Source organism: Mesorhizobium sp. M0808, from assembly GCF_040320025.1.
In the GTDB taxonomy this organism is placed as follows: domain Bacteria; phylum Pseudomonadota; class Alphaproteobacteria; order Rhizobiales; family Rhizobiaceae; genus Mesorhizobium.
Genome location: NZ_JAMYOX010000003.1, coordinates 79,288 through 93,335 on the forward strand (window position 1 = coordinate 79,288; position 14,048 = coordinate 93,335).

Consider the following 14,048-nt stretch of genomic DNA (forward strand, 5'->3'; position numbering starts at 1 on the left):
CCTCGCTATCCAGGTATCGCCCACGCCGGCTCGCGTGGGCGATATTCCAACCGACTAACCGAGATAATCCCGTCAGTTCTCCAGCGCTTCCTTGATCGCCGCGTTGCCGCGCGCAACCGCATTGTCGAGTGCCTGCTGGGCGGTTTGCTGGCCGGCCAGCATCTTCTCCAGCTCCTCGTTCTGGATATCGCGCACCTGCGGCAGATTCGGCAGGCGCACGCCCTTCGAATTGTCGGTCGGCGACTTGCCGATCATCTGCAGGATGGGTGTCTCGCGGCCGGGGTTCTTGTCATAGAAGCCTGATTTCTTCGTCGCCTCATACGCGGCGAGCGTCACAGGCAGGTATCCCGACTTCTGGTGCAGATATTCCTGCACATCGGTCTTGGACAGATAGGCAAAGAAGGCGGCGACACCCTTGTATTCCTCGTCCGACTTGTTGCCGAACACCCACAGGCTGGCACCGCCCGGCGTCGTGTTCTGCGGGGCACCCTTGGCGTCACTGTCGTAAGGAAGCTGGCCGATGCCATAGTTCATGCCGGACTTGACGATATCGCCGAGGCCGCCCGACGATTCGGTGAAGATGCCGCATTCGCCGGCGAGGAATATCTGCTTGGCTTCGGAGGTGCGCCCGCCATATTTGAATGTGCCGTCCTTGGCCAGGTCAGCGAGCGCCTGGAAGTGGTTGACGAAAATCGGCGCATTGATCTTGAGTTCGACATCACCGCCGGCCAGGCCATTCTGCTGGGTGGCCCAAGGCACGTCATTCCACGCCGCGAAATTCTCCAGGTGGATCCAGGTCAGCCAGGTCGAGGTATAGCCGCAAGGGGCGGCGCCGCTCGTCTTGATCTTCTTGGCAGCTTCCCACACCTCGTTCCACGTCTTGGGCGGATTGTTCACGTCGAGGCCTGCCTTCTGGAAGATGTCCTTGTTGTAGTAGAGGATCGGCGAGGAAGAGTTGTAGGGGAACGATAGCATGGTGCCGTCCGGCTTCGAATAATAGCCGACGATGCCGGGCAGATACTGGCTCTTGTCGAAAGTCATCCCGGCGCCGGTCATCACATCGGCCACCGGCTTTATCGCACCCTCGGCCGCCATCATCACGCCGGTGCCGACGTCGAACACCTGGAGGATATCGGGCGCTTGCCCGGCACGAAAGGCAGCGATGCCGGCATTCAGCGTCTCCGGATAGGTGCCCTTGAACACCGGAACGAGCTCATAGTCGCTCTGGCTGGCGTTGAAATCCTTGGAGATCTTGGCGACGACCTCGGCGTTGGCGCCGGTCATGGCGTGCCACCAGCTGATCTGCGTGACGGCGAAGGCGGAGGTGGTGGAAAGCAGGGTCACGGTGGCGGCGATACCGGCCGCAAAGCCGAAGAACTTCATGTTTCATCTCCCGTTTGTCATTGGCGAAAGGGGCACTTCCGCAAAGCCAATATGTGGCGCTGATGACAATCGGACAACGGTTTTATTGCGGATCAATGAACATCATTCCTTCCTAAAGTGCACTCGCTACCGAACCGGGCGCAAGAAATCACATCACCGTCTTTTCGGCGCAGCGGCGTCGGTTTTCCCCCGAAAAGACCCGCCTCATGGCCCGCGGGTTAACCATTCGTTAAAATCTCCAAGAACTAATCAGTCACACCTCCCCTGTTAGTTTTGGCAGACCGAGTGAACCAGGATGCTGACGGTCTATAATTGTATTGTAAGTCAGCACGATCCGAGACTGGTTGCGCTTGCCGCACTCGTCTGTGGAATTTCTTGCTTCTCAGCGGTTAATCTCCTTAAGCATGTCGGCCGATCGACCGAGCGAAACCGGCTTGTCTGGCTGATGATCGCCGCAGCCTCGACCGGGTTCGGCATATGGGCGACGCATTTCATCGCCATGACCGCGTTTACGCCGGGAATACCGAACGCATACAATCCGGGATTATCCGCCTTTTCGCTTGCCGCCGCCGTTATCATGACCGCGCTTGGGATGTGGGTCGCCACCTTGCGCCGCGGCATCGACCATTTCCTCGCCGGTGGCGCCATTCTGGGCGGCGCCATCGCGACGATGCACTACATCGGCATGGCAGCTTTCGAGGTCGAAGGCCGGGTCGTATGGAACCTGCTCCTTGTCGCGATATCGCTTCTGGCCGGCGTGACCCTCGCGGCACTGGCGCTCCTTGTCGTCTTGCGCCGTCCGTCAGCGCTCGCGACTTTCGGCGGCGCCGCGCTTTTAACGCTGGCGATTTGCAGCTTGCATTTCATCGCGATGGCTGCGGTGTCGATCATTCCGGATTCCTCGATTGAAATATCCGAACATTCCATCGAGCCCATTTCCCAGGCCTTTGCCGCAGCGGTCGCCAGCCTGATAATCCTTGTGCTATCGGGTGCCGCGCTGTGGATCGACCTGCGCTTTCGCCGCCAGAAGCTCGAGGCCGATCGCATGCACGATCTCGCCAATGCGGCGGTGGAAGGTCTGATCGTTTGCGATGGCACCCGCATTGTCAGCGCCAATGACAGTATGGCGAAGCTGACCGGAACAGCGACAGCCACCCTGAACACGATGCAATTCGGCGAGCTTTTCGACGGACAGAGCGCAGCCGATATGTCCGGCTTCGGCGAACAGGCGCAGGAAGCGAAGTTAAGGGGCAGCGACGGGGCGAGAATTCCTGTCGAGCTGATCGCCAGGAAAATCACCTACTGCGGCAGGCCTCATACGGTGCTTGCCGTTCGCGACATCCGTGAGCGCAAGAAGGCAGAACAAGAGATCCTCCGCCTCGCGCATTTCGATCCGCTTACCGGGCTTGCCAATCGGCGGAGCTTTTCTTCCCGGCTGGAAGCAGAATTCGCCTCGATGGATCGTGGCGGCAAGGATGGACATCTGGCGCTCCTGCTGCTTGACCTTGACCGGTTCAAGCAAGTCAACGACCTCTATGGCCACGGGGCCGGCGATGCTATGCTGCAGAAGCTGGCGCACTGCATTTCCGGCATCCCGCGCCACGGACAGATGCTCGCGCGTCTCGGCGGCGATGAATTTGCCATCATAGCTCCGAACCTCCCCGACCCCCTGGCCGCAGGCCGGATAGCCGAGGACTTGCTGGCGGCGATCCGGGAGGAAAACAGGGTTTCGGTCGGCTCCGGCCTCGTCTCGGCCAGCATCGGCATCGCCTTCTTTCCGCTGGATGCCGAAGACCAGGCCGGCCTGATCAGCCATGCCGACACGGCACTCCATCGCGCCAAAACCGAAGGCAGGGACACTTATCGGTTTTTCGAGATAGCCATGGGCACCGCGGCCCGCGACAAGCGCGTGATGGAGCATGAATTGCGCCAGGCGATCGCCCGCAAGGAGTTCCACCTCGTCTATCAGCCGCAGAAGGAGATCCGCGGCGGCAGGATGATCGGCTTCGAAGCCCTGGTCCGTTGGCAGCACCCTGAGCGGGGTGACATTTCTCCGGCCGTTTTCATCCCCGTGGCCGAGGACAGTGGCGCTATCGCGCAGATAGGCGACTGGGTGCTGACGACGGCTTGTAACGATGCTGTTCGCTGGACAAACCCGCTGATGGTCGCCGTCAACGTCTCCGCCGTGCAACTTCACAATCCGAACTTCAGCCGCAAGGTGCACGACGCATTGACGAGATCCGGCCTGGCCCCCGGCAGGCTCGAACTGGAGATCACCGAAACGGCCCTGGTGAAGGACATGCCGCGCGCGCTGGCAACCTTGAGGCAGGTCAAGGCGCTTGGCGTGCATGTGGCGATGGACGATTTTGGCACCGGCTATTCTTCGCTGTCCAACCTCAGCGCCTTTCCCTTCGACAAGATCAAGATCGACGGGTCGTTCATCAAATCGGTCGACAAGAACGCCCAGTTCGCGGCGATCGTTCGCGCCGTGCTGGGGCTTGGACGCGGTCTCGGCCTACCGGTTCTGGCAGAAGGCATCGAGACGCCGGGTGAATTGCAGTTCCTGGACGCCGAGGCTTGCGAGATCGGGCAAGGCTACTACCTCGGCAAACCGGCTCCGATCGAGACATTCGGGGAACTGACGGGCGTGGCCGCTCCGGCAATCCGCACCGCCAGCCGACGCGGCGCAAGCATTGCCGTGCTCAAGCCGCGCCTGCGCACGGTCTGAGCCTATCCCGGCTGAAGCGCCGCCTCGACCAGACGCTTGGCATCCGGCCCCGACCATTCGGCCGGGCCATTCATATGGGCGATCAGGCAGCCTTGCCCATCGATCAGCATGGTGACCGGCAGACCGAGCGCCAGGCCGCGCGTCTTGACGTCGTTGAACAGCGCCATCGTGGCATCGCGATAGTAGCCGAGCGACTTGACGCCGGTGTCCTCCAGGAACTTCTTCGGTTTGGCATCGTCGCCGGCATCGACGTTGACGGCAACAACCTGAAACGCATCGCTGCCCATCTCCTTCTGCAGCGCATCGAGCGCCGGCATTTCGGCGCGGCAAGGTGCGCACCATGTCGCCCACAGATTGAGCAGCACCGTCTTGCCGGCATGATCGGCGATCGTCGTCGGCTTGCCGTCGGGGCCGTTGAAGGCAAGGCTTTTCAGCGATTGCGGCGGATCCGCCGGCAAAAGCGCGGCAACCTGGCCGGTGGCAGCGGCGGCGATCTTCTTGGCACGGTCGGTCTTGGCGGCGCAGGCGACGTCGTCCTTGCCGCCGCCGGCGGCCACTTGCGCGGGCGCCTTGTTGCCAGAACTGCTTTCCCTGACATATACCGCGACCGCGCCGGCCAGCACGCCCGCAACCAAAGCGGCGAGGATGAGACGCAAAGCCGGGAAAAATCTATTGCCGTCTGCCATTTTTGAAAAACTGCTCCGGAGCACGGGTTATAGCGATGAACGACAAGAAGGCCAGCAACCAGATGTGGGGCGGACGTTTTGCCTCGGGTCCGGCCGCAATCATGGAAGCGATCAACGCGTCGATCTCGTTCGACCGCAAACTCTATGCGCAGGATATTCGCGGCTCGATCGCCCATAGCCAGATGCTGGCGCAAACGGGCATTATTTCGGCGGCCGATCAAGAAAAAATCGCTCACGGGCTGAACACGATCCTCGCAGAGATCGAGGCCGGCACATTCGAGTTCTCGACCAGGCTGGAAGACATCCACATGAATGTCGAGGCCCGTCTGGCCGATTTGATCGGCCCCGCCGCCGGCCGCCTGCATACCGCCCGCTCGCGCAACGACCAGGTGGCGGTCGACCTCAGGCTGTGGGTCAAGGACGAATGCTTTCGTGTCGCCGAGGCGCTGAAGGGCCTGATCACGGCGTTCCTGGATCGGGCCGAGGAGCATGCGGCAACGGTGATGCCGGGCTTCACCCACATGCAGGCGGCGCAGCCGGTGACCTTCGGCCACCACTGCATGGCTTATGTCGAGATGTTTGCACGCGACCTGTCGCGTGTCCGCGACGCCATCGAGCGGATGGATGAAAGCCCGCTCGGCGCCGCCGCCCTTGCCGGCACCAGCTTTTCCATCGACCGGCACCAGACGGCGAAGGCGCTTGGCTTCCGCGAGCCGATGCGCAATTCGCTCGACAGTGTTTCGGACCGCGATTTCGCGCTCGAGTTCCTGGGCTTGGCGGCGATCTGCGCGACGCATCTGTCGCGGCTGGCCGAAGAGATCATCATCTGGTCGACGCCGCAATTCGGCTTCGTCAGGCTGTCGGATAGTTTCTCGACGGGTTCGTCGATCATGCCGCAGAAGAAGAACCCGGACGCTGCCGAACTGGTGCGCGGCAAGACCGGCCGCGTCACCGGGCACCTCGTCGGCCTGCTGACGGTGATGAAGGGCATGCCGCTGACCTATGGCAAGGACATGCAGGAAGACAAGGAATCCGTCTTCGACGCGGCCGAGACGCTCGACCTGATGCTGGCGGCAATGACCGGCATGGTGCGCGACATGACGGTGAACACTGCCGCGATGAAAAAGGCGGCCGGCGCCGGCTATTCGACTGCGACCGACCTCGCCGACTGGCTGGTGCGCACGCTCGGGCTGCCGTTCCGCGAGGCGCACCATATCACTGGCCGGGCGGTGGCGCTGGCCGAGGACAGGAAGATCGGGCTCGACAGGCTTTCGCTGGAGGATCTGCAGTCCATTCACCCCGGTATCAGCGCCGACGTGTTTTCGGTTCTTGCCGTGCAGAATTCTGTAAAGAGCCGCACGAGCTTCGGCGGCACCGCGCCGTCCGAGGTGCGCAAGCAGATCCGCTACTGGAAAAAGCGGCTCGCCAAGGCGTAAGACGCGGGGTGCAATGGCCGCAAAACTCGGCTAGAAGCGGCTGCGGGCAACAGTTTTGGACGGATGGCACGATGACCGGAAGCAGGATTTTGGTGACGCTGACGCTGCTGGCGGCAATGGCCACCGTTGCGGCCTGCGGCAGGAAGGCTGCGCTCGACACGCCGTACGCGGCAGCCGTGCAGGCCCGCAAGGACGCCGAGAAGGCCAAGCAACCTTTGCCGCCGGAGCCGGAAAAACCTGTCGAGGACAAGAAATTCATCCTCGACCCGCTGCTCTGATTTCGGACCAATCTCGTGAACCATTTCGACTACCGCGACGGCGCGCTGCATGCCGAGGACGTGGCGATATCAGACATCGCCGCCAGCGTCGGCACGCCGTTCTACTGTTATTCGACGGCGACGCTGACCAGGCATTTTCGCGTCTTCACCGAGGCCTTTGCCGGGCTCGATGCTCTCGTCTGCTATGCCATGAAGGCGAATTCCAACCAGGCCGTGCTGAGGGTGCTGGCAGGGCTCGGCGCCGGCGCCGACGTGGTCTCGGAGGGCGAATTGCGCCGCGCTTTGGCGGCCGGCATCCCGGCAAGCAAGATCCTGTTTTCGGGCGTCGGCAAGACCGCGCGCGAAATGGATTTTGCGCTCTCGGCCGGCATTCTCTGTTTCAACGTCGAATCCGAACCGGAGCTGGAGCTGCTGTCGGCCCGCGCCACCGCGCTGGGCAAGATCGCGCCGATCTCGCTGCGCATCAATCCGGATGTCGACGCCAGGACGCACAAGAAGATTTCGACTGGGAAGGCCGAGAACAAGTTCGGCATTCCGTGGCAGCATGCGCGGAAGGTCTATGCGCGCGCGGCTGAGCTGCCGGGCATCAAGGTCACCGGCATAGACACCCATATCGGCAGCCAGATCACCGAATTGCAGCCCTTCGACGACGCCTTTGCGCTGCTGGTGGAGCTGGTCGGCGCCTTGCGCTCCGACGGTCATGCCATCGAGCACATCGATGTCGGCGGCGGCCTTGGCATTCCCTACCGCGTCGACAACAACCCGCCGCCTTTGCCCGATGCCTATGCCCAGATCGTCAGGAAGCATGTTGCCAAACTTGGGCTGAAAGTGATGTTCGAGCCAGGCCGGCTGATCGTCGGCAATGCCGGCATCCTGGTCTCGCAGGTGATCTTCGTGAAGGAGGGCGACGCCAAGAACTTCCTCGTCGTCGACGCCGCGATGAACGACCTGATCCGGCCGACGCTTTACGACGCTTTCCACGACATCAGGCCGGTGGCGCAGCAGCCGGCCGCAGCACCACGCATGAAGGTCGACGTCGTCGGCCCGGTTTGCGAGACCGGCGACTATCTCGGGCTCGACCGTGACCTGCCCCGGCTGAAATCCGGCGACCTGATCGCTGTCTCCACCGCCGGCGCCTATGGCGCCGTTCAGGCCGGCACCTACAATACCAGGCTGCTGGTACCGGAAGTGCTGGTCGACGGCGACCGCTTCCACGTTGTGCGCCCGCGCCAGACCTATGACGAGCTGATCGGACTGGACTCGGTGCCGGACTGGTTGGAGTAGAACTCTGCAGCTACAGCCGGTGCTGAATGAGCGCCCTGGTCTCGGCGATTCTGTCCTCATTCCGGCGATAGAATATCCACTGCTTGATGCGCTTGCTGCGCAAAAGCCCTGCCTGGGTGAGCACGCGCATATGCTCGCTGAGCGTCGCCTGGGTGATCCCCAGCTTTTCCGCGATCAGCAGCGCGCAGACGCCGTCCTCGACCAGATCGCCGTCCGCCTGCGGCGGAAAATGCGCGCGTGGGTCCTTCAGCCAATCGAGGATCTGCAGCCTGCGCTCGTTGGCGATTGCTTTGAAGACATCGACCTCTTGCATTTAGGCACTTTGCCAAGTTACTAAGTAATGTCAACTCTGAATGTCAACTCTGGGAGTGAAATCATGCTGCACGGCCACACGATCACACGCGAGCGCATTGCAGCGATAGAACCCCGCATCCGGCCCTTCGTGCGCCACACGCCGGTGCTGCGCGTCGACATGGCCGATTTCGGCCGCCCGCCTCTGCCTGTCGACCTGAAGCTTGAGTGCTTGCAGCATTCCGGCTCGTTCAAGGCACGTGGTGCGTTCACCAATCTCCTCGAACGGCCGGTTCCTGCGGCCGGCGTCGTCGCCGCATCGGGCGGCAACCACGGTGCCGCCGTCGCCTATGCCGCCATGCGGCTCGGCCACAAGGCGACCATCTTTGTTCCCGAAGTGAGCCCGCAGGCCAAGCTGGACCGCATCCGCGGCTACGGCGCCGAGCTGATCGTCGGCGGCGCCCGTTATGCCGAGGCGCTGGCCGCCAGCGAGAGCTTCGCCGAAAAATCCGGCGCGCTCCAGATCCACGCCTTCAACCAGGAGGAGACGCTTGTCGGGCAAGGCACGCTCGGCCTCGAGATCGAGGCCGACTTGCCGAAGCTCGACACCCTGCTGGTCGCCGTCGGTGGCGGCGGCCTGATAGGCGGCATCGCCGCCTGGTTTTCCGGCCGCATCAGGATCATCGCCGTCGAACCGGAGGGTGCGCCGACGCTTCATCGCGCCTTCGAGGCGGGCCGACCCGTCGACGCGCCGGCGGAGGGCATCGCCGCCGATTCGCTCGCGCCAAAGCGTGTCGGCGAAATGATGTTTCCTATCGCCGAGGCATTCGTCGAGCGCTCGATCCTGGTCAGCGACGACGACATTATCGCCGCCCAGGCGGCGCTGTGGGACCGCGTGCGAATCATCTCCGAGCCGGGCGGTGCGGCCGCCTTCGCGGCGCTCCTGTCCGGCCGCTACGCACCGGTTGCAGGCGAGCGCGTTGCCGTACTGGTCTGCGGCGCAAACGCCAATCCGGCGAAATTCTGACAATATCCGGGGCATTATTGTTCACGTTTTGGGGAACCGCCTCGCCTTCGCCGTGTTTGTTGGTATCCTTAGGGCGATGTGCATCCGCTTGGACGCACGAAGTACGCGCTTAGATTTTAGGTCTTCGCATCGTGCTTCCCGAAAATCGACTTTTCGGGCCCATGCGATAGACTCGTGAGGCCTGGGCTATCCCGCCCGGCCAGGAAGGGCCGATGACACAACGACCCATTTTCACCAGCGATCGCAGTCTGGCCAGGCGCCTTGCCTTGAGCCGGCTGGGGACGCAGGTCTCGATAATCGTCGAACGCGGCTGGCCATTGCTGCTGCCACTGATCATCGTCGCCAGCCTGTTCCTCAGCATTTCGTGGCTCGGCCTGTTCCCATTTTTGCCCGATCTGGCGCGGATCGGTCTTATCACGGCATTCGGCGTCGCAGCGCTTGCCGCACTCTATCCACTGCGTTTCTTCCGCACGCCATCCAGTGCCGAGGTCGACCGCCGCATCGAGGCGGCCAACCGATTGCTGCACAGCCCGGTGCAGGTCCAGACCGATCGCCCGAGCGGCAAGGAAAGCATTTTTTCGCAAGCCCTGTGGCGCGAGCATCAGCGGCGCATGGCCGACCGGCTGGGCGAGCTTGGCGGCGACGTGCCGCGCACACGCGTGCCGGAACGCGACCCGTGGGCGCTGCGCGCCGTTGCCGCGCTTTTGTTGGTCACTGCCTTTGCCTTCTCCTTCGGGCCATCGGGCGGCAGGCTGAGCGACGGTTTTGTTGCCCGTGCCGCCCGCGACGTCGTGCCGCCGCGCATTGATGCCTGGGTGACGCCGCCGGCCTATACCGGCAGGCCGCCGGTATTCCTGAACGCCCCGGTCCTGGCCAACAACGCCACTCAAGCGCCGCCGACCTTCACGATTCCGGAGGGCAGCGATGTGTCGCTGCGCGTCACCGGCGGTTCGGGCGAGGAAACGCTGAGCTACGCCGACACCGGCGGCAACACCCGCGCCATCGATCCGACCGGGCCGCAAGCCGCCAAGACTGAGGCAAGTCCGGCAACGCCTTCCACCGTGCGCCAGTTCAGCGGCAAGTTAACGGCCGACGGCACGCTGACGCTGCAGTCCAGCGACGGCGAGCTCGGCCGCTGGGCCTTCGCCATAATTCCCGACAAGCCGCCGCAGATCCGCTTTGTCGGCGAGCCGAAGCGCGCCGTCAACGGCGCCTTCGAGCTCAACTACCAGATCGACGACGACTATGGCGCGGCCTCCGCCAAGGCGGTTTTCGCGTTGGCCGATCCGCAAGTGCCCAACGCGCATCCGCTCTATGGCCCGCCGGAAATGCCGCTGACGTTGCCGCGCCGCGGCGGCAAGGCCAATGCCGCTAAGACGACGAAGGACCTGACCGACCATGTCTGGGCAGGTGGCAACGTCAAGCTGTCGCTTGTCGCCACCGACGGTGCCGGACACACGGCGACCAGCGAAACCAAGACGCTGGTGATGCCGGAGCGGCCATTCTCCAACCCGTTGGCGCGGGCTGTGGTCGAGCAGCGCCGCATACTGGCGCTCGACGCCTATGCCAAGGACCGCGTGCTCGACCTGATGGATGCAATCACGCTCAGGCCGGAAGACACGTTCGACAACATGGCGCACTACCTCGCCATCATGAGCGCCCGCACCCGGCTGAAGATGGCAGACAGCGACGACCAGTTGCGCGACGAGGTCGCTTACCTCTGGGAGATCGCGCTCGGCATTGAGGAAGGCAATCTGTCGGCGGCCGAGAAGCGGCTGCGCCAGGCGCAGCAGGCGCTGCAGGATGCGATCAAGAACGGCGCCAGCGACCAAGAGATCGAGAAGGCGATGAAGGAACTGCGCGAGGCGATGAACCAGTTCCTGCAGGAATTCGCGGCGCGGGCGCAGCAGAATCCGAATGCGCCACAGATGCAGCAGAACGGTCAGGAACTGCGCCAGAGCGACATCGACCGCATGATGGACCAGATCGAGAACCTGGCGAAATCCGGCAATCGCGACCAGGCGCAGCAATTGCTGTCCGAGTTGCAGGACATGATGAACAATCTGCAGGCAGGCCGCCAGCAACAGGGCGGCCAGCAGGACAGCGAGATGCGCCAGCAGATGGACAAGCTGGGCGAGATCATGCGGCGCCAGCAGGAGATGATGAACGACACTTTCCGTATGGACCAGATGCAGCGCGGCCAGCAACAGCGCGGGCAGAACCGCGACGAGCAGCTCGGCGAGAACGGTGAGCCAGGCCCGATGGGCGAAGAGGGCAAGCCCGGCCCGGGTGACGACCGCGATCCGCTCGGCCGGCCGAAGCCGATGACGCCGCAGGAATTTGCTGATGCGCTGAAGCAATTGCAGGAAGGCCAGGGCAAGCTGCAGAGCGAGCTCGATCAATTGAGGAAGAGCCTCGAAGGCATGGGCCTCGACCCCAATGAGGGGTTTGGCGAGGCCGGCAAATCCATGGGCAATGCCGAACAGGCGCTCGGCGAGGGCGAAGGCGACCAGGCCGTCGGTCACCAGGGCCGCGCATTGGAAGCCTTGCGCAGGGGCGCCAAGGACATGATGAAGCAATTGCAGGCGATGCAAGGCGACCAGGGCGGCAACGGGCAGGGCGGGCGCCAGCAGAATGCCGACCGTGACCCGCTCGGGCGGCCCCGCACCAGCGAGGGTCCCGATGACGGAAGTTCGGTGAGAGTGCCTGACGAGATCGATGTGCAGCGTGCCCGCCAGATCCTCGAAGCGATCCGCAAGCGGCTCGGCAACGCACTCAGCCCGGATATCGAGCGCAGCTATCTGGAGCGGTTGCTGGAGCTGAAGTAAGGCTGCCCCCCAATATTCGGAAGATCGCCGTGCGGTCCGTGGAGGCCGCCACCGCCGGACTGAGCGGCACGTTTTAACGGTTGGTGAACGCCTCGCGGATCGCCTCTTCCATGCCGTCGATGGCCTCGCCGGAAGCGTTCGGATTGCGCCGCAGCACCACGTTCGAGGAATCGATGTCGCCGAACCCGTCGGCGGCCGTAAGCTCGCGGCAGCCGGCCGGGATGTTGCTGCGCGAGATCGGCGCAATCGCCAACCCGGAGGTGACGGCGAGCCGCAGGCCGCCATTGGTATCGCTGGTGTAGGCGACACGATAGGCGAGACCGCGCTGTTCCAGCGACTTTATGGCGAAATCCTTGCACCAACCGGCACGATTGTAGAGCGCGATCGGCACCGGCCGCTCCTCATGCATGTGATGCAGCTCCGACGTCACCCATACGGTCGGGTCATGCATCAGCACCTCACCGCCTGACAGATCCTGCCATTCGAACACCACCGCCAGATCGAGCTCGCCGGCGGCGAGCGCCGCGATCTGCGCACCGGAATGCGCGTAGCGGACCGTGATGTCGACCTGAGGATGGCGCTTGGCAAAGGCGCCGAGTGCCCGCGACAGGATCGCGTGGCCATATTCTTCCGGGATACCGATGCGCACCGGCCCGCCAAGCGGCGCCGCGACCATCGATGCCGCCGTCTCGTCGAGCAGTGAAACGATGCGCCTGGCGTTGGCGATGAGTTCGCCGCCGCGCTGCGTCAACGCTACACCGCGCGACCCGCGCTCGAACAGGCTGTCGCCGATCATGCCTTCGAGCCTCTTCATCTGCATCGAGACCGCCGACTGGGTGCGGCCGGCCCGCTCCGCCGCTTTGGTGAAATTGCCGGTGTCGGCGACCGCCACGAAGGTGCGCAACAGGTCGCTGTCGAGATTGGGTCGCATGTGCCCGCCATAAGAAAATCTGATTGCTGGCATCATTCCAATTCGTTTGCAACATGTCAAACGGCGGACGATAGTCGCCTTACCCATTGGATATGCGGCCGGGAAATCGGCTGCGGACCAATCAAAAGTCCTCACTCGTACCCGCTGCCCGAAACGGTGGCGGGTTCTTTTTACCCGGATGCAGGCCTGCTTTCGGCCGCGCACGCGGGAGACAGGAGCGCCTATGCAGAATCGGCTTGTGCTCGGCATCCTCAGCCTCTGTCTCGGCGTGCTGGTCTTTTCGCTGCAGGACCCGCTGGTCAAGGCGGTGTCGAGCCACTATCCGGTCACCGAGGTGATGGCGATCCGCTCGATCGTCGCCCTGCCGATCCTGGTTTTCCTTGTCCACGCCGATGTCGGATTGCAGGCGATCCTGTCGAAGCGGTTCGGCATGCTGACGATGCGCGCCTTCATCCAGTTCACCTCCTACACGGCCTACTACCTGGCAATCGCCGCCCTGCCGCTGGCTGACGCGGTGGCGCTCTATTTCATGGCGCCGCTGTTCATCATGGCGTTGGCCGGCCCCTATCTCGGCGAACGCGTGTCCTGGCAGGCGCTCGCCACCGTCCTGGTCGGCATGCTCGGCGTGCTGGTGATGGTGCGCCCGGGCGCCGGCTTGTTCGACTGGGCAGCGCTGCTGTCGCTAGGTTCGGCTCTGCTCTACGGTTTCTCGCAGCTGATGGCACGCAAGATCGGCGACACCGAATCCTCGACTGTCATGGCTTTCTATCAGAACGGCGCTTATCTGATCGGCGCCGCATTTGTGGCGGCATTGTTTTGGCTGGCAGGCATTGACCACGCCGTGCATCCGAGTCTCGAATTCCTCGTCCGGCCATGGGTCTGGCCGGCGACGCCGGATCTCCTCAAGATGGGGGCATGCGGCTTCGTTGCCTCGGCCGGCATGATCCTGTTGTCGCAGGCCTACCGGCTGGCGCCCGCCAACAGCGTCGCCACCTTCGAATACACCGGTATCATCTGGTCGCCGCTATGGGGTTTTCTGTTCTTTGCCGAAGTGCCGCGACCAGCGACGGCGGCGGGCGCAGCCCTCATCATCGGCGCCGGCCTGTTTGCGCTCAATGCCAGCCGGCGCCTGAGCGGCGCGCCAGCCATTACGGCGACCTGCGACCCTGCCTGAAG

General features: G+C 63.4%; 11 protein-coding genes. 7 read left to right on the forward strand and 4 right to left on the reverse strand.

Annotation, left to right across the window (positions count from 1 at the left end):
- Window positions 1-72: 72 nt before the first annotated feature.
- Window positions 73-1,383, reverse strand: coding sequence for a sn-glycerol-3-phosphate ABC transporter substrate-binding protein UgpB (ugpB, locus tag NKI25_RS06055; protein ID WP_352471403.1), 1,311 nt, complete (start codon window positions 1,381-1,383; stop codon window positions 73-75).
- A gap of 295 nt (window positions 1,384-1,678) precedes the next feature.
- Here ugpB and NKI25_RS06060 point away from each other — a divergent pair, with 295 nt between their 5' ends.
- Entirely contained in the window at window positions 1,679-4,111 is a 2,433-nt protein-coding gene (locus NKI25_RS06060; RefSeq protein WP_023677934.1) for a bifunctional diguanylate cyclase/phosphodiesterase, read from the forward strand.
- 2 nt (window positions 4,112-4,113) lie between these two features.
- On the opposite strand, the gene tlpA is transcribed toward NKI25_RS06060, so the two are convergent.
- The gene (gene tlpA / locus NKI25_RS06065; RefSeq protein WP_023677933.1) at window positions 4,114-4,797 is read right to left on the reverse strand and encodes a thiol:disulfide interchange protein TlpA; all 684 of its coding nucleotides are present in this window, start codon (window positions 4,795-4,797) and stop codon (window positions 4,114-4,116) included.
- A 35-nt stretch (window positions 4,798-4,832) separates the two neighbouring features.
- Between tlpA and argH the strand changes: the two genes are divergently transcribed.
- The 3 genes from argH to lysA all read left to right on the forward strand — a co-directional run bounded on the left by argH (window position 4,833) and on the right by lysA (window position 7,795).
- On the forward strand, window positions 4,833-6,233 hold the full coding sequence (gene argH / locus NKI25_RS06070) for an argininosuccinate lyase (protein WP_023677932.1): 1,401 nt from the start codon (window positions 4,833-4,835) through the stop codon (window positions 6,231-6,233).
- Window positions 6,234-6,304: 71 nt separating this feature from the next.
- Entirely contained in the window at window positions 6,305-6,511 is a 207-nt protein-coding gene (locus NKI25_RS06075; protein ID WP_023677931.1) for a hypothetical protein, read from the forward strand.
- Window positions 6,512-6,526: 15 nt separating this feature from the next.
- The gene (gene lysA, locus NKI25_RS06080; protein WP_352783363.1) at window positions 6,527-7,795 is read left to right on the forward strand and encodes a diaminopimelate decarboxylase; all 1,269 of its coding nucleotides are present in this window, start codon (window positions 6,527-6,529) and stop codon (window positions 7,793-7,795) included.
- Between the two features lie 10 nt (window positions 7,796-7,805).
- Here the strand turns inward: lysA and NKI25_RS06085 are convergent, their stop codons facing one another.
- The gene (locus tag NKI25_RS06085) at window positions 7,806-8,108 is read right to left on the reverse strand and encodes an ArsR/SmtB family transcription factor (protein WP_352467561.1); all 303 of its coding nucleotides are present in this window, start codon (window positions 8,106-8,108) and stop codon (window positions 7,806-7,808) included.
- Window positions 8,109-8,171: 63 nt separating this feature from the next.
- On the opposite strand from NKI25_RS06085, the gene NKI25_RS06090 reads away from it, so the two are divergent.
- Window positions 8,172-9,113: a threonine/serine dehydratase gene (locus NKI25_RS06090; protein WP_352998257.1), complete on the forward strand. Its 942-nt coding sequence runs from the start codon at window positions 8,172-8,174 to the stop codon at window positions 9,111-9,113.
- A gap of 212 nt (window positions 9,114-9,325) precedes the next feature.
- On the forward strand, window positions 9,326-11,941 hold the full coding sequence (locus NKI25_RS06095) for a TIGR02302 family protein (RefSeq protein WP_352783357.1): 2,616 nt from the start codon (window positions 9,326-9,328) through the stop codon (window positions 11,939-11,941).
- A 73-nt stretch (window positions 11,942-12,014) separates the two neighbouring features.
- On the opposite strand, the gene NKI25_RS06100 is transcribed toward NKI25_RS06095, so the two are convergent.
- Window positions 12,015-12,872 carry a LysR substrate-binding domain-containing protein gene (locus NKI25_RS06100; protein ID WP_023677927.1) on the reverse strand — a complete coding sequence of 286 codons (858 nt, stop codon included), beginning with the start codon at window positions 12,870-12,872 and terminating at the stop codon, window positions 12,015-12,017.
- Window positions 12,873-13,095: 223 nt separating this feature from the next.
- On the opposite strand from NKI25_RS06100, the gene NKI25_RS06105 reads away from it, so the two are divergent.
- On the forward strand, window positions 13,096-14,046 hold the full coding sequence (locus NKI25_RS06105) for a DMT family transporter (protein WP_352703642.1): 951 nt from the start codon (window positions 13,096-13,098) through the stop codon (window positions 14,044-14,046).
- The last annotated feature ends 2 nt before the right edge of the window (window positions 14,047-14,048 follow it).

What these genes read in the sequence shown, in the direction of transcription:
- ugpB (WP_352471403.1), bottom strand. Translation starts at nt 1,383, where the DNA reads ATGAAGTTCTTCGGCTTTGCGGCCGGTATCGCCGCCACCGTGACCCTG.
- NKI25_RS06060 (WP_023677934.1), top strand. Translation starts at nt 1,679, where the DNA reads ATGCTGACGGTCTATAATTGTATTGTAAGTCAGCACGATCCGAGACTG.
- tlpA (WP_023677933.1), bottom strand. Translation starts at nt 4,797, where the DNA reads ATGGCAGACGGCAATAGATTTTTCCCGGCTTTGCGTCTCATCCTCGCC.
- argH (WP_023677932.1), top strand. Translation starts at nt 4,833, where the DNA reads ATGAACGACAAGAAGGCCAGCAACCAGATGTGGGGCGGACGTTTTGCC.
- NKI25_RS06075 (WP_023677931.1), top strand. Translation starts at nt 6,305, where the DNA reads ATGACCGGAAGCAGGATTTTGGTGACGCTGACGCTGCTGGCGGCAATG.
- NKI25_RS06085 (WP_352467561.1), bottom strand. Translation starts at nt 8,108, where the DNA reads ATGCAAGAGGTCGATGTCTTCAAAGCAATCGCCAACGAGCGCAGGCTG.
- NKI25_RS06090 (WP_352998257.1), top strand. Translation starts at nt 8,172, where the DNA reads ATGCTGCACGGCCACACGATCACACGCGAGCGCATTGCAGCGATAGAA.
- NKI25_RS06095 (WP_352783357.1), top strand. Translation starts at nt 9,326, where the DNA reads ATGACACAACGACCCATTTTCACCAGCGATCGCAGTCTGGCCAGGCGC.
- NKI25_RS06100 (WP_023677927.1), bottom strand. Translation starts at nt 12,872, where the DNA reads ATGCGACCCAATCTCGACAGCGACCTGTTGCGCACCTTCGTGGCGGTC.
- NKI25_RS06105 (WP_352703642.1), top strand. Translation starts at nt 13,096, where the DNA reads ATGCAGAATCGGCTTGTGCTCGGCATCCTCAGCCTCTGTCTCGGCGTG.